Source organism: Pseudomonas sp. PDM20 (assembly GCF_014852575.3).
Taxonomy (GTDB): domain Bacteria; phylum Pseudomonadota; class Gammaproteobacteria; order Pseudomonadales; family Pseudomonadaceae; genus Pseudomonas.
Map to the genome: position 1 here is coordinate 3,227,907 of NZ_CM181224.1, position 15,018 is coordinate 3,242,924.

The window sequence follows — 15,018 nt, forward strand, 5'->3', positions numbered from 1 at the left end:
GTGGTCCTACATGATGGACCGGGTGTGGCGTGTAGGAAAGCTAGCTAACGAACTACCTGAAATATCCTCCGTCCGTAGGGCGAATGGTGCGTCAGCGTTATCCGCCGTTGTTTGGCCTGATCCAGGTTATGCGCCCTGCGCAGGCACCTTCAGTTGCCGACTTATTGGAGGAGCGGGTCATGCCCGCGATCGCGCGCATGGCGCTCTCCTACAGGAAACAATGGGGTCAGACTCGGCGGAACAGCGTGGGGTAATCGATCACCAGGCCATCGTCATCCACGCTCAACAGCGCCCTGAAATCGGTGCCTTCGAGGTTCTCGTACAGATAGTGATGGGAATCGACCCGTGTATAGCCCTGGCGCATCCGTGCCGGCTTGAGCTTCGGAGCCTCCAGGTACACCACCGCCAGCTCGCGGCGCTCGCCGTCGGCCAGGTGCAGGCGGCGGATGGGGAAGGTATTGGTGAAGGGCGACGGCCAGATGTCGATGTCCACGCAGCCCTCCAGGTCTTTCAGTGACACGCCCTCAGCGTTCTGCCAGTGGCCTTCGCCATCGGTCAGCAGGTGCAACTGATGCGTGCCGTGTGCGCTTTCCACGCTGAAATGCGCTTCCCGCAGACGCCATTGGTCGTCCCAATCCAGCTGGTAATCGAGCTGATAGGACGGCCCGCCCGCTTCATCGATGGCACGCAACTGGCTCTCGGCGCGCAACTCGCCCAGTTGCAGCGATTCCCAGCTGGCCGTCGGCGCGTGCCAGATGCCTTCCCAGTCGAGCGTGCGCATCAGGAAGTCTCCAGCACGAGGCCCAGGCGTTGGCGCTTGGGCAGGCGGGCGACCACCAGCTGGTGCGAGCGGATCAGCGCTTCGCGCAATTCGGCGTCGCCCATGGGGTAGGGGCGTTGCATGGAAATCCAGAAGGCTCGCGCCAGATAGGGCGCCGGGCGGATGCCGGGACGGTCGACGTAGCCCAGGAACAGCTCCGGGCCGACCTTGAAGGCCAGAGCGCCGTGGCCGCTGTCGAGAAAGTCGAGGATGGCGAACATCTTGTTGCCGGCCACCGAGAACACGCGGTTGCTGCCCCACTTGATGTCTTCGCGGGCGCCGGGTAGTTCCAGGCAGAAGCGGGCGATCTGTTGCGGCGTCATTGGCGTGCGTTCCTTCGGTCAGGCGCGGCTTCGATCAGTCACGGCCTTGCTCAGTCACGGAAATAGACTTCGACCAGATGGTAGCCGAACTGGCTTTTGACCGGCCCATGAACCACGCCGACCGGCTTCCTGAAGATCACCTGGTCGATGCTGCGGACCATCTGTCCGGGGCGAACCTCGCCCAGGTCGCCACCGCGCTTGCCGGAAGCGCAGGTGGAATGCTTGCGCGCCAGGGCGGCAAAGTCCTCGCCCTTGGCCAGGCGCTGCTTGATCTGCTCGGCTTCGGCGGAGGTCTTGACCAGGATGTGGCGGGCCATGGCGACGGGCATTGGTTGGGTCCTTGAATGAAAGCGTCTGGGCGGCATTGTACGGCAGCAGTGACACAGGTCGCATTTCGCGATGGGTTGCATTGTCTGGCGCAGGAGCGCTCCATAGAGTCAATAAGCCAATTCTTATTTATAGGACGCTGCTTACAGACGGCGTCCGCCGCCACCTTGCGTACGGATGCAGTTCAATGGATATCCAAGCGATGCTCAAGATCCTGGCCACCCAGGATGGTTCGGATCTTTACCTCTCCACCGGTGCTCCGCCTTGCGCCAAGTTCAATGGGGTGCTCAAGCCCCTGACCAACGAACCGATGAAGGCCGGCGACGTCGCCCGCATCGGCTACGGGCTGATGGACGAGGAGCAGCGCGCGGAGTTCGACCGTGAGCTGGAGATGAACCTGGCGATTTCCGTCGCCGGCGTCGGACGCTTCCGTATCAACCTGTTCAAGCAGCGCAACGAAGTGTCCATCGTGGCGCGGAACATCAAGCTGGATATCCCGCTGTTCGCCGACCTGAACCTGCCCGAAGTGCTGCTCAAGGTGGTGATGGAGAAGCGTGGCCTGGTGCTCTTCGTCGGCGGCACCGGCTCGGGCAAGTCCACCTCCCTGGCGGCGTTGATCGACCACCGCAACCGTAACAGCGGCGGCCACATCATCACCATCGAAGACCCCATCGAGTACGTGCACCGGCACCGCAAGTCGATCATCAACCAGCGTGAGGTGGGCGTGGACACCCGCAGCTTCCACGCCGCGCTGAAGAACACCCTGCGCCAGGCGCCGGACGTGATCCTGATCGGCGAGATCCGCGACCGCGAGACCATGGAGCACGCCCTGGCCTTCGCCGACACCGGCCACCTGGCAATCTCCACCCTGCACGCGAACAACGCCAACCAGGCGCTGGACCGCATCATCAACTTCTTCCCCGAAGAGCGCCGGCCGCAGCTGCTCAACGACCTGGGCAACAACCTCAAGGCCTTCGTCTCCCAGCGCCTGGTGCGCACCCAGGACGGCAAGCGTCGCGCGGCGGTGGAGGTGCTGCTGGGCACGGCGACCATCAGCGACATCATCAAGCGCGGTGATTTCAGCTCGATCAAGGAAATCATGGACAAATCCCGTGCCCTCGGCATGCAGACCTTCGACCAGGCGTTGTTCGACCTCGCGGTGGAAGGGGCGATTACCGAGGAGGAAGCGGTGAAGAACGCCGACTCGGCGAACAACCTGCGTCTGAAGCTCAAGCTCTACAAGGACAACCCGGGCAGCGTCGGCAGCGCTGCCACGCCTGCGGCAGCCAAACCTGTTGCGCCAGCACCGGCGCCGGTTGCCGCTCCGGTAGCGGCGCAGCCGGTGGAGGCTTCCAGCTGGGGGCTGGAGCTGGCCCTGGAGGAGATCGAGGCGGAAGACGCGGATAAGCCGGCAGGCCAATAAGTCGCCAACCGAACGGAAAAAGCCCCGGTATGCCGGGGCTTTTTCATGGGCGATGGATGCCCCTGCAGGGCCGACGTCTGTTCGCGGGTGCCCGATTCAATTTTGGCGCCGGGAGCATCGGGAGGCTAACCGTTTCGTAGGGAGAATAACGCGTCAGCGTTATCCGCCGCGAATGGTTCGGCGGATAACCTGTTCCAGGTTATGCGCCCTACGGTTGGTGATTGATGGGTAGCTACAGCAGCGACAGCGGATAACTGATGATCAGCCGGTTCTCGTCGAAGCTGTTGGTGCTGCCCCAGTCGCGGCGCATGGTGGAGTTGCGCCACTTGATGTTCAGCGTCCTGAAGGTGCCGCTCTGCACGGTGTACGCCAGCTCGCTTTCGCGACCCCATTCACTGCCGTCGTCGGTGCTGGCGTTGTGTACGTTGCGGCCCTGGATGTAGCGGTTCATCAGGGTCAGGCCGGGAACGCCGAAAGCGGCAAAGTCATAGTCATGGCGCAACTGCCAGGAACGCTCCTTCGCGCTCTCGTAGCTGGCGTTGAAGCTGTCGTTGGCCAGGGTGCCGCCGCTGGTGCCGTTGACGCGGAACCACTCGTCCTCGCCCATGACCTTCTGCAGGCCGAGATAGAAAGTGCTCGCACCGTACCTGGCCGAGAACAGCCCGGAGAAGGTGCGGTTGTCCAGGTCGCCGGCACGGGCGCTGCCGTCCTCCTTGCCCCAGAAGTAGCCGATATTCGCACCGAGCACCCAGTCGCCCAGTGGCTGGCTGTGCTGCAGTTGCAGGTACTGCTGCTGATAGATGTCCTTCAGCTGGGCATTCCACAGGCCGATCAGCGTGCGGTCGCCGTTGAAGCGGTATTCGCCGCCGGCAAAGTTGAAGCGGTCGGAGGTGAAGGCGGGGCGGTTGAACAGCGACAGGTCTTCCATGCTCGCGTCATTGCGCGGGCTGTTCTGGCGGAATTGGCCGCCATAGAGGGTCAGGCCGTCGATTTCCTTCGAGGTGACCTGCGCGCCCTGGAAGGTCTGCGGCAGCGAGCGCCCGTCGTCCGAGCGCAGGATCGGCAGCACCACCATCCATTCACCGGCCTTGAATTCGGTCTTCGATACCTTGGCCTTGCCGGCGACCGCCAGGCGCCCGAAGTCGTCGGCGGGGCGGCCGTTGTCGTGGGTCGGCAAAAGCTGGGTGCCGGCCGTGCCCTTGCCGCCGTCGAGCTTCAGGCTGTACAGCCCGAGCACGTCCAGGCCGAATCCGACGGTGCCCTGGGTGTAGCCGGAGCGGGCGTCGAGGATGAAGCTCTGGGTCCATTCCTCTGCCTTGTCCTGCCGGGCATCACCGACGTAGTTGCGGTTCATGTAGAAGTTGCGCAGCAGCAGGCTGGTCTTGGCGTCTTCGAGAAAACCGCCATCCTCGGCATGGGCCAGGACGGGCAGGGCGGGTAGCAGGCAGGCGCTGATGGTGAGGTGGGGCAGGTGGCGGAGCATGGGTGTTCCCTCGGCATTCTTGTCGTTGTTCGGGGCGAACGGAGTCCTCCGCGCGGCTCTGTCGGGAGCGGCGGATGGAGGTTCAAGGCGGTCAGCGAGCGCGGATCAGGCGATCAGCCAGGCGCGACGGAAATGCGAGGGTGAGGGTGCAGACAATGAGCGGAGGCGATACACGCGCGCAGGCGTGCCAGGGAGAGCGTGAGCATGTGAACGGACCTTTCTTATAGTTGTTGGCGCCGCATCGCGGCGGCGGCTGGGGCCATAGTGGTGGTCCGCGGCGGCTCGCCGCAATTCGCCCGAGGCGTATCTGTTCGCTGTTCGAACACGAATTAACCAAATGGAACATTTGTGTAGGGAGATTCCGCGTAGCATGGCCGGAATAACGCCGCGCGGGACTGTCATCGCCCGGCCTTGCAGCGGACCCGCGAGGTCCGCGCGCCGGCGTGGGGTGGGTTCTTTCCCCGGTGCAACTTGCTAGGCTGTCGAGTCGCGTACGCCAACCTTTCTGCCCAGTGATTCCGTGAGTCGATGAGTACCAGCCAATCGCCGTTGTCCGGCGTCCACCAGCCCTTCAAGGGCATCCTGCTCATCGTCCTGGCGACCTTCCTGTTCTCCAGCCACGACGCGCTGTCCAAGTACCTGGCGAGCATCTATCCCATCGTCATGGTGGTGTGGGCGCGCTATGTGGTGCACACGCTGCTGATGGCGGGCATCTTCCTGCCGCGCGCCGGCCTCGCCGTGCTGCGCACCCGCCACCCGTTCCTGCAGACGGCCCGCGCGCTGTGCCTGCTGGGTACCAGCTTCCTGTTCACCACCGGCTTGCAGTACATCCCGCTGGCCGAGGCGACCTCGGTGAACTTCCTCGCGCCGTTGCTGGTGACGGCGTTGTCGGTGCCGCTGCTGGGCGAACGGGTGACTTTCGGGCAATGGTCGGCGGTGATAGTCGGCTTCATCGGCGTGCTGATCATCGTCCACCCCGGCGGCGACCTGTTCACCCCGGCGGTGCTGCTGCCGTTCGGCTCGGCGCTGTGCTTCAGCTTCTACCAGTTGCTGACGCGCAAGCTCAGCCAGGTGGACAGCCCGACCACCAGCAACTTCTTCGCCGGGCTGTGCAACACCCTGATCGTCAGCGCGCTGGTGCCGTTCTTCTGGCAATGGCCGGGTTTGGTGCATGGCCTGATGATGCTGGCCCTGGGCACCTGCGGGATGACTGCGCACCTGTTCCTGACCCAGGCCTTCAAGCATGCCGCGCCGGCGCTGCTGGCACCGTTCAGCTATTGCCAGATTGTCTTCGCCGGGCTGCTGGGCTTGGTGATCTTCGGCCATACGCCGGAGCCGTCGGCGTTGCTGGGTATCGCAGTGATCTGCGGCAGCGGGCTGGCGGCGGCGTGGTTGCAGAGTCGCAAGCGGTAGACGCGGGCTTTTTCCGCGATCGCGGGCATGGACCGCTCCTACACGGGCATCATCATTCGATTTCGAACAGGCCGTGGCGAATCGGCCCGACCTGCAGGCGCTGGCGTACGTCATCGTCGATGCGCGCATCGTCCGGCTGGTACAGCTTTACCTGGCGATAGGCGCTGATGCGGTTGATCTCCGGGCCCAGGTATTCCCAGACCACGCGGGTGCACGCCGGAGTTCGGCGGTCGCCGCTGGAGACGCCGGTCTTCAGGCCATTCAGGCGAGTGATGCGGCTCTTGAAGCTGGGAATGAGGATGGTCTGGCTCATCTCGTTGACGGTGAGCGACTCGTAGTCCATCAGGAACAGCCGGTCCTGTAGCTGGAAGGCCGCGCCCAGGTAGCGGCAGCGCACCCAGTCCTCGGCCTGCACGTCGGTGCTGCTGGAACGCTCCTGGCGCTCCTGGCGCTCGAAGAGGAAGTTGCCGTCCTGCTCGTACAGGTGCACCAGTGACAGCAGGATCGAGCCGGGCACCGACATGCAGTTGGAATACTCGAAGTAATACCCGCAGTAGCGCGACAGGTTGCCCGCGTGGTCGCGCAGCGGACGGAGCATCTCCAGCAGCGGGTCGTCGCGCTGCACATTGGCCGGCGAAGTGCCGCGCGCACCGATCAGGCGGGCGAACTGCTCCGGCGGCAATTGCAGCTCGTAATCCTCGACGCCGAAGAAATCTCCAATCCTCTTGAGGTTGAAAGGAGTGGGCTGGCTCTGCCCGCCGAGGTACTTATTGAACTGCGCGCGGTTGATTGCGAGCTTGCGGCAAACCTCCGAGATAGAGCGGTAGTGAGCGCAAAGTAGCTTGAGGTTGGGGCCGAGGTTTTCGGACATTCGTGCCAGGTCCAGGTGATGCGACTGGCGCAATTATAGCGTCAGGTAGCATCAATTCGTAGCAAGCCGCGAAATTGTTTCGGGAGGCTTCGGGCGCAACCATGCGCCCCCAGTGAGCGGGCCAGCCCCAGGCCCGTGCTCCCACAATAACAATCGAGGCCCCAGCACATGCTCGACGCGATCAACGATTTCCTCTCCGGGAAAGTCCTCATCGTCCTCATCGTAGGACTCGGTGCGTACTTCACCATCCGCTCCCGCTTCGTCCAGTTCCGCCACTTCGGCCATATGTTCGGCGTGTTCAAGGAGTCGATCCGCGGCCAGTCCGGGCAGCTGAGCTCGTTCCAGGCCCTGATGCTGAGCCTCGCCGGCCGCGTGGGCGCCGGTAACATCGCCGGTGTCGGTATCGCCGTGACCCTGGGTGGCCCCGGCGCCGTGTTCTGGATGTGGGTCACCGCGCTGGTGGGCATGTCCAGCAGCTTCTTCGAGTGCACCCTGGCCCAGGTCTACAAGCGCAGCGACGGCAACGGCCTGTATCGCGGCGGCCCGGCCTACTACATCCAGCACGGCCTGAAGCTGCGCTGGATGGCCATGACCTTCGCGGTCCTGCTGCTGGTTACCTACGGCTTCGCCTTCAACGGCCTGCAGGCCTTCACCGTGACCCACTCGCTGCAGAACGCCTTCGACATCCCGGTGCTGTACTCGGGCATCGCCCTGGCCGTGCTGCTGGCCGTGGTGTTCTTCGGCGGCATCCAGCGCATCGCTGCGGTCTCCGACCTGCTGGTGCCGGTCAAGACCCTGGCCTACATCGCCGTGACCCTGTACGTGATCGTCACCCAGATCGAACTGGTGCCGGGCATGCTGACCACCATCGTCAAGAGTGCCTTCGGCCTGGAACCGGCGTTCGCCGGCCTGCTGGGTGCGGCCATCGTGATGGGCGTCAAGCGTGGCGTGTTCGCCAACGAAGCGGGCCTGGGCAGTGCGCCGAACGTGGCCGCCGTCGCCGCCGTGCGTCACCCGGCCTCTCAGGGCGTGGTCCAGGCGTTCAGCGTGTTCCTCGACACCTTCGTCATCTGCACCTGTACCGCGCTGCTGATCCTCCTCTCGGGCTTCTACACCCCGGGCTTCGAAGGCGACGGCATCACCCTGACCCAGAACTCGCTGGCCGCCGTGGTCGGTGACTGGGGCCGTATCTTCGTCAGCGTCGCGCTGTCGCTGTTCGTGTTCACCTGCATCACCTACAACTACTACCTCGGCGAAAACGCCCTGCAGTTCATCGTCGGCCGCAGCCGTTCGGCGCTGATCGCCTTCCGTGTACTGGTGCTGGGCCTGATCCTCTGGGGCTCGATGCAGAACCTGGGCACCGTGTTCGCCTTCGCCGACATCACCATGACCTGCCTGGCCTTCGTCAACCTGGTGGCCCTGGCGATGCTGATCAAGACCGGCCTGCGCGTGATGCGCGACTACGACGAGCAGCGCGCCGCCGGCGTCGAGCGCCCGGTGTTCGACGCCAGCAAGTTCGCCGACCTGGACATCGACCACGATGCCTGGCGCGATGCCCACAAGATCAACTCGACCGCTCCGGCCCACGGCAGCCTGCCGGCCCAGGGCTGATCCCCCTCGGACCAAGGTCTGACACGCGAGGCCGGGACTTCTCCCGGCCTCGCGGTTTATCCTGTGAACTTTCCTACAAGAGCACTGGCATGCGTCGAGTGAAGAACCTCTTCGTCCTCTATACCGGCGGCACCATCGGCATGCTGCAGACCGCCGAAGGCCTGGCGCCGGCCGGCGGATTCGAAGCTCGCATGCGCGAACAGCTGCAAGGCCACACCGAGATTCGCCTCGACTGGTCCTTCGCGGAGCTGCAACCGCTGCTCGACAGCGCCAACATGACCCAGGCCAACTGGCTGGCCATGCGCGATGCCATCGTCAACGCGGTGGAGCAGGGCGGCCATGACGGCGTTCTCGTGCTGCACGGCACCGACACCCTGGCCTACAGCGCCGCGGCATTGTCGTTCCTGCTGCTGGGGCTGGATGTCCCGGTGATCCTGACTGGCTCCATGCAGCCCATGGGCGCGCCGGGCAGCGATGCACCGGGCAATCTGCTGGGCGCACTGAAGGCGCTGGAAACCGGCGTCGAGCCGGGTGTATGGCTGTATTTCAACGGCGAACTGATGCATGGCGCCCGCGTCACCAAGCTGCGCAGCGACACCTTCGATGCTTTCGCCGTGCTGCCGCGCGAGCGCAAGGGTGCGCATGCAGAGTCGCTGCCCGGCGAGCTGAGCTATCGCCAGCCGCGCCAGCCGGTGAATCTCGCGGTGTTGCCGCTGTTCCCCGGCCTGCGCGCAGAGCACCTGCGTGCGCTGCTGGGCAGTGGCGTTCAGGCACTGCTACTGGAGTGTTTCGGCAGCGGCACCGGCCCTTCGGACAACGAAGACCTGCTGGCTGCGCTGCGCGAAGCCCACGCCCGCGGCGTGGTGCTGGCGGCGATCAGCCAGTGCCCGCAGGGGTATGTGGCATTCGACGTGTATGCCGCTGGCAGTCGCCTGCGTGATGCCGGGTTGGTGTCTGGTGGCGGCATGACCCGCGAAGCGGCGCTCGGCAAGCTGTTCAGCCTGCTGGGTTGCGGCCTGCCGGCTACGGAAGTGGAACGGCTGTTCGCCCTCGATCTGTGCGGCGAGCGCGTCGACTGATCGACTGATTGATCGAAACGGAACGCGCCCCGCTCAGGGGCGCGATTCTTCCAGCGGCACGTTGAGCACCTCGCGCACCAGCATGGCGATGCTGCTCACGCCCATCTTTTCCTTGATCTTGGTGCGGTGCACATCGACCGTCTTGACGCTGATGTTCAGCTCGCGGGCGATGACCTTGCTGGCCTTGCCGTCCACCACCATCATCAGGATTTCCCGCTCCCGCCCGGTGAGCAGGTCCAGCTTGTGCTGCAGGTTCTGCTTCTGCTCCTGGCCCGCGTGCACCTGCACTGCGCTTTTCAGCGCCGCCTGGATGCGGTCCAGCATCTGCTGCGGGTTGTAGGGCTTCTCGACGAAATCCAGCGCGCCGTTCTTCATCGCCTTCACCGACATCGGGATATCGCCGTGGGCGGTGACGAAGATGGTCGGCAGGTTGATGCCCTTGTCGTTGAGCATCTCCTGCAGCTGGAAGCCGCTGGTCTCGGGCATGCGCACGTCGAGCACCAGGCAGGCGGGGAGTCTGGGGTCGTATTCGCGCAGGAACTCCTCGGCGCCGCCAAAGCAAAGCGATTCGATGCTGACCGATTCGAGCAGCCAGGCGAGGGAGGTGCGCAGGTCCTTGTCGTCGTCGACGATGTAGACCACGGGTTTTCTAGCTTCCATCAGGCGTTGCCACTTTCTTTCTTATCGTTGTGAAGCTGCACGTAGGCCGCGTACGCCGGGCTTTTGCCGCGGTCGTCGGAATGGCATGACCCGGAGCATACCCATAGTCGCCGGTGCTGACGATAAAGAAACCACCTAGATGACTAGCGGCCCGCCCCCCCAAGCGTGGTGATCGTCTGAATATGGCGCGCCGCCGCGCTGCCCTACGCTGGCCCCATACAAGAAAGGCCGGGCGTGCCGGCCACTCCAGCACATGCCACTCCGGCAAACAGGAGCGAATAAATGGCCAACACCCTCAGCCAGACCCAGATCGACTTCCGCAACGCCATGGCGCAGCTGCCGGCGGCGGTGAACATCATCACCACCAATGGCCCGGAAGGCCGCTGCGGCATCACCGCCAGCGCGGTCTGCTCGGTCACCGACTCGCCGCCCACCGTGCTGGTCTGCGTCAATCGCGGCAGCGCTACCCACGATGTGTTCCGCAGCAACGGCCACCTGTGCGTCAACGTGCTGTGCGGCGAGCAGGAAGAGCTGGCCAAGCACTTCGCGGGGATGACCAAGGTGTCCATGGAAGAGCGCTTCACCTGGGACCTCTGGGACGACGGCTATGCCGGCCTGCCGGTGCTGCGCCAGGCGCTGGTCAGCCTGGAAGGGCGGATCAGCGACTGCAAGGAAGTCGGCTCGCACACCGTGATGTTCGTCGAGCTGGAAAAGGTCGCGGTGCGCGAGCGCCAGGACAGCCTGGTGTACTTCAACCGCGTGTTCCACCGCGTTGACCGCGAGGCCGTGCGCTGCGCCAGTTGATCCTTATCTAACAACAAGAACGAGGTAATCACCGTGACCCTGAAGATTTCCCAGACTGCCGACATCCAGAAGTTCTTCCAGGAAGCCAGCGGCGCGTTCAATGACGCCGGCAACCCGCGCGTGAAGCAGTTGATCCTTCGAGTGCTGCAGGACTCCGCCAGGCTCATCGAAGACATGAACGTCACCCCCGACGAATTCTGGAAGGCGGTGGACTACCTCAACCGTCTTGGCTCCCGCCAGGAAGCCGGCCTGGTCGTCGCCGGCCTCGGCGTCGAGCACTACCTCGACCTGCTGCTGGACGCCCAGGATGAAGCTGCCGGCCTCAGCGGCGGTACCCCGCGCACCATCGAAGGCCCGCTGTATGTGGCCGGCGCGCCGCTGTCTGAAGGCGAAGCGCGGATGGACGACGGCAAGGACGCGGGGACCGTGATGTTCCTTTCCGGCCGCGTGTTCGACCCGCAGGGCAAGCCGCTGGCCGGCGCCGTGGTCGACCTCTGGCACGCGAACACCCAGGGCACCTACTCGTACTTCGACAGCACTCAGTCCGAGTTCAACCTGCGCCGGCGCATCGTCACCGACGCCGAAGGCCGCTACAAGGCCCGCAGCATCGTGCCCAGCGGCTACGGCTGCCCGCCGGACGGCCCGACCCAGGAGCTGCTCGATCAGCTTGGCCGCCACGGCCAGCGCCCGGCGCACATCCACTTCTTCATCTCCGCACCGGGGCATCGCCACCTGACCACGCAGATCAACCTCGCCGGTGACCAGTACCTATGGGACGACTTCGCCTATGCCACCCGTGACGGACTGATCGGCGAGGTGCGTTTTGTCGAGGACGCGGCTGCCGCCAAGGCGCGCGGCGTGGAAGGGCGCTTCGCCGAGATCGAGTTCGACTTCCAGCTGCAGCAGGCGGTTTCCGCCGACGCGGAGGATCGCAGCAACCGTCCCCGCGCCTTGCAGGAAGCCTGATTCCCGCCAACGCTGCGACTTTGCCGGTAACCCCGACGTAGGGTGGAGCGATACCCATGGCTGTCGGCGCACGGATTGATGGGTATCGCTGCGCTCCCCACCATCCTACGTTGAGCGCTCTGTAGCTCCGCAGTTGGGCTGTCTACAGATCAACGCTGTGCCAACACTGTAGGAGCGGGCCATGCCCGCGACCCGCGGACAACGTCCGCTGTATTAGGAAGCGTTCAGTTCAGCCCCGCCGCTCCCTATGCATCAGCCAGAGGAAGTACGGGCAACCGATGAACGCCGCCAGCAATCCTGCCGACACCGGCCACGGATAGGCGATGTTCCGCCCCAGCCAGTCCGCCACCACCATGATCAGCGCTCCGGCTACCGCGCTCAGCAGCACTTGCGGTGCCGCGCGGCGCACGCCGAGGTGGCGGGCGATGTGCGGGCCGATCAGACCGACAAAGCTCAGCGGGCCGACGATGATGGTCGCGGTGGCGGTAAGCACCGCGGCCGTCAGCAGAATCATCAGGTGGCTCAGGCGCAGCCTCAGTCCCAGGGCAGTCGCCGTGCCGTTGCCCAGCGTCAGCAGGTCCAGCGGGCGAGCCAGCAACAGGCTGACGCCAATCATCAGTGTGCCGACCACCAGCCCGGTGCTCGCCGACATCACGTCCACCTGATAGGTCGAGCCGGTCATCCAGCTCATCATCGCCGTCATGCGCGGGTCGCCGCTGGCCAGCAGCAGGGTGCTCAGCGAGTGCAGCAGGGTCGTCAGGCACACGCCGGTGAGCAGCAGGCGCTCGGCATTGAAGGTCTTGCGCCAGGCGAACCACAGCAGCAGGCCGAGGGTGAGCAGTGCGCCGATGCTGGCTGCCGGGACCATGTAGGCCTGCGGCTGCGGTATCACCAGGAACAGCACCAGCACGGCAATCGCCGAACCGGAAGTGGCGCCCAGCACTTCCGGGCTGGCCATGGGATTGCCGGTCAGGCGCTGCACCAGCAGGCCGGCGACGGCGAGCATGGCGCCGGCTGCCAGTGAACCGAGCACGCGCGGCAGGCGCCATTGCGCGATGGCGTCGCTCAGGCCGGCATCGCCCCAGTGCCAGCCATTGGCGTCCACTGCGAAGTAGATGGCCGGCAAGGTCAGCAGGCCGAGCAGGACCGCCGCGCCGATGATCAGCCGCCACGGGTGCTCGCGCTGTGGCTTGGCCGGCGCCGGGCGCGGCACGATACCACCGCTGCGCTGGCGGCTGAGCAGCCACAGCAGCAGCGGCACGCTGAAGATGCCGGTGAGGATGCCCGCGGGAATTTCCCCGGCGAAGCGCGACAGTTCGCGGGCGATCTGGTCGACCACGCAGAGCAGCGCGGCCCCCAGCAGTGGCGCCCAGACCAAGCGTTGCTTGAGCGTGCGCGCACCGCACAACCGCGCAATGGCCGGTGCGGCAAGGCCGACGAAAGCCAGCATGCCCACGGCGCTGGTGACGAACGCACTCAGCGCTACAGCCATGGCCAAGCCCATTACGCGGGTACGCAACAGGTTCACGCCCACCGCGGCGGCACCTTCATCCTCCAGCCCCAGCACGGCCAGCGGGCGCACCATCAGCAGCGCGATGACCATCGCCACCGCCAGGCGCGGGGCGAGGTAGAGGGCGCCGTCCCAGCCACTCTGGTTCAGCGAGCCGGCCTGCCAGAGCAGCAGGTCGATCAGGTAATCGTGGTTGAACAGCACCAGCAGCGCGTTGAGCGACACGCAGTACAGGCTGATGACCATGCCGGCGAGGATGAAGCGCAGCGGCGACAGGGTGCGGCCCCAGGCGAAGGCAAACAGCAGGCAGGCGGCCAGTGCCGCGCCGGTCAGGGTGACGGCTTCCAGGCCGTGCACCAGCAGGGTCGGGGCGAAGATGGTGGCCGCCGACAGGGCAAGGTTGGCGCCGGCGGAGACGCCGAGAGTCACCGGTTCCGCCAGCGGGTTGCGCAGGATCTGCTGGAACAGCGTGCCGGCCAGGGCCAGCGCGGCGCCGGCCATCAGGCTCACCGCCAGGCGCGGGAAGAAGCTGAAGTGCAGCAGCACCTGGCGCACGTCGTCCAGGTCCGGCGACCACAGTGCCTGCCACCAGAGGTCGCGGGGCAGGGCGCCCTGCAGGCCATGGAACACCAGCAGGCCCGCGAGTATCGCCAGCACCAGCGTGCAGATCGCCGGGCCAAGCGGCAGACCGCTACGCGGGGCGGCGAGGCCGAGAGTCGATTCAGACATGGGCGACCTCCGTGGCGCTGTCCAGGTAGGCGGCGATGCGTTCGGCGAGGTCGAGCACCGAAGCGGCGCCGGCGTAGGGGTAGAAGCGCTGCAGCGTCAGGGTGTGGCCCTGGCGCACGGCGGGGAGGTTGGCCCACAGGTCGTTGGGCTGCCGCAGGCTTTGCAGGCGTGCCGAGGTGGTGGGGATGTCGACGTAGACCAGGTGTGCGTCCGGGCGCTCGGCCAGGCGCTCGATGCTGACCATCGCCAGCCCCACCGGGCCGACGGGCCCTTGCCAGGCATTCTCGACGCCCAGGCGGTCGAGCACGTCCTGCACCATGCTGCTCCTGCCATAGACAGCCGCGTGGCGACCATCCTGGTTGAGCACGGCCACGCACACCGGCGGCAGTGGGCGGCTCGCCAGTTTCGCCCGCAGCTCGGCCAGGCGCTGCTCGCCCGCGGCGATGTAATCGGCGGCGACCTGTTCGACGCCGAGGCGCCGCGCCAGGTCGTTCATGAACCCGGTGGTGGCGCGCCAGGCGCCGTCAGCGGCCGGGTAGATGGCCACGCGTTCGGTCGGCGCGATGCCGTTGAGGCGGCGCTCCAGGGTCGGGGTCATCGGGTCGCTGAGGATCAGTTGCGGTTGCAGCTGCTGGATCAGTTCGAGGTTCGGTTCCCAGTAGGGACCCACGTCACGCACGCTCTCGGGCAGCGGCTGAGTCGGCATGCGCACCCGGTAGTAGCGGTCGTCGGAGATCGCCAGGGGCGGTACGCCCAGAGTCAGCAGCGTCTCGGCGGCCACCCAGTTGAGCGCGATGATCCGCGTCAGGCGCTCGCCAGCGAACACCGGCAGGCCGGAAGCGCAGGCCAGCCCGCCGATGGCGAGGCCCTGCAGCAGGTGGCGACGGGTGAGGGACATGCACTACTCCTCGCGTGAAACAGGCTCTTGAAACAACAAACGCTTGAAACAACAAAGGGCCCCCTGCGAACAGGGAGCCCGGAAACAGCAGGCGGAAGCAG

14 protein-coding genes are annotated in these 15,018 nt (G+C 65.5%); 6 read left to right on the forward strand and 8 right to left on the reverse strand.

Annotation, left to right across the window (positions count from 1 at the left end; genetic code table 11):
• Positions 1–226: 226 nt before the first annotated feature.
• The 3 genes from IB261_RS14730 to IB261_RS14740 are packed head-to-tail and all read right to left on the reverse strand — an operon-like array spanning position 227 to position 1,472.
• Entirely contained in the window at positions 227–781 is a 555-nt protein-coding gene (locus tag IB261_RS14730; protein ID WP_192382421.1) for a putative glycolipid-binding domain-containing protein, read from the reverse strand.
• Positions 781–1,143 carry an MmcQ/YjbR family DNA-binding protein gene (locus IB261_RS14735; protein ID WP_151187045.1) on the reverse strand — a complete coding sequence of 121 codons (363 nt, stop codon included), beginning with the start codon at positions 1,141–1,143 and terminating at the stop codon, positions 781–783. Before IB261_RS14735 ends, IB261_RS14730 begins: the two co-directional genes overlap by 1 nt.
• Positions 1,144–1,193: 50 nt before the next feature.
• Positions 1,194–1,472 (reverse strand): peptidylprolyl isomerase, encoded by a 279-nt coding sequence (locus tag IB261_RS14740; RefSeq protein ID WP_081519844.1) that lies wholly within the window; start codon positions 1,470–1,472, stop codon positions 1,194–1,196.
• Between the two features lie 185 nt (positions 1,473–1,657).
• Between IB261_RS14740 and IB261_RS14745 the strand changes: the two genes are divergently transcribed.
• Complete coding sequence (locus tag IB261_RS14745; protein WP_177429498.1) at positions 1,658–2,893, forward strand: PilT/PilU family type 4a pilus ATPase; 1,236 nt, start codon at positions 1,658–1,660, stop codon at positions 2,891–2,893.
• A 232-nt stretch (positions 2,894–3,125) separates the two neighbouring features.
• Here IB261_RS14745 and IB261_RS14750 read toward each other — a convergent pair whose 3' ends face one another.
• Entirely contained in the window at positions 3,126–4,376 is a 1,251-nt protein-coding gene (locus tag IB261_RS14750) for an OprD family porin (protein ID WP_192382423.1), read from the reverse strand.
• A 528-nt stretch (positions 4,377–4,904) separates the two neighbouring features.
• Here IB261_RS14750 and IB261_RS14755 point away from each other — a divergent pair.
• A complete protein-coding gene (locus IB261_RS14755; RefSeq protein ID WP_081519847.1) occupies positions 4,905–5,789 on the forward strand; it encodes a DMT family transporter in 885 nt (294 codons plus the stop codon).
• 52 nt (positions 5,790–5,841) lie between these two features.
• Here the strand turns inward: IB261_RS14755 and IB261_RS14760 are convergent, their stop codons facing one another.
• Positions 5,842–6,660 (reverse strand): helix-turn-helix domain-containing protein, encoded by an 819-nt coding sequence (locus tag IB261_RS14760; protein WP_192382425.1) that lies wholly within the window; start codon positions 6,658–6,660, stop codon positions 5,842–5,844.
• Between the two features lie 168 nt (positions 6,661–6,828).
• Between IB261_RS14760 and IB261_RS14765 the strand changes: the two genes are divergently transcribed.
• Together IB261_RS14765 and IB261_RS14770 are read left to right on the forward strand one after the other, a co-directional pair.
• Positions 6,829–8,271 (forward strand): alanine/glycine:cation symporter family protein, encoded by a 1,443-nt coding sequence (locus IB261_RS14765; protein WP_081519849.1) that lies wholly within the window; start codon positions 6,829–6,831, stop codon positions 8,269–8,271.
• Positions 8,272–8,360: 89 nt separating this feature from the next.
• The gene (locus tag IB261_RS14770; protein ID WP_192382427.1) at positions 8,361–9,350 is read left to right on the forward strand and encodes an asparaginase; all 990 of its coding nucleotides are present in this window, start codon (positions 8,361–8,363) and stop codon (positions 9,348–9,350) included.
• Between the two features lie 33 nt (positions 9,351–9,383).
• Here IB261_RS14770 and IB261_RS14775 read toward each other — a convergent pair whose 3' ends face one another.
• A complete protein-coding gene (locus tag IB261_RS14775; protein WP_081519851.1) occupies positions 9,384–10,010 on the reverse strand; it encodes a response regulator transcription factor in 627 nt (208 codons plus the stop codon).
• 282 nt (positions 10,011–10,292) lie between these two features.
• On the opposite strand from IB261_RS14775, the gene hpaC reads away from it, so the two are divergent.
• A complete protein-coding gene (gene hpaC / locus IB261_RS14780; protein ID WP_081519852.1) occupies positions 10,293–10,814 on the forward strand; it encodes a 4-hydroxyphenylacetate 3-monooxygenase, reductase component in 522 nt (173 codons plus the stop codon).
• A gap of 33 nt (positions 10,815–10,847) precedes the next feature.
• Positions 10,848–11,780 carry a catechol 1,2-dioxygenase gene (gene catA / locus IB261_RS14785; protein WP_192382429.1) on the forward strand — a complete coding sequence of 311 codons (933 nt, stop codon included), beginning with the start codon at positions 10,848–10,850 and terminating at the stop codon, positions 11,778–11,780.
• Between the two features lie 229 nt (positions 11,781–12,009).
• Here the strand turns inward: catA and fhuB are convergent, their stop codons facing one another.
• The gene (gene fhuB, locus IB261_RS14790; RefSeq protein ID WP_192382430.1) at positions 12,010–14,019 is read right to left on the reverse strand and encodes a Fe(3+)-hydroxamate ABC transporter permease FhuB; all 2,010 of its coding nucleotides are present in this window, start codon (positions 14,017–14,019) and stop codon (positions 12,010–12,012) included.
• Positions 14,012–14,917, reverse strand: a complete 906-nt coding sequence (locus IB261_RS14795; RefSeq protein ID WP_192382432.1) for an ABC transporter substrate-binding protein — start codon at positions 14,915–14,917, stop codon at positions 14,012–14,014. Before IB261_RS14795 ends, fhuB begins: the two co-directional genes overlap by 8 nt.
• Between the last annotated feature and the right edge of the window lie 101 nt (positions 14,918–15,018).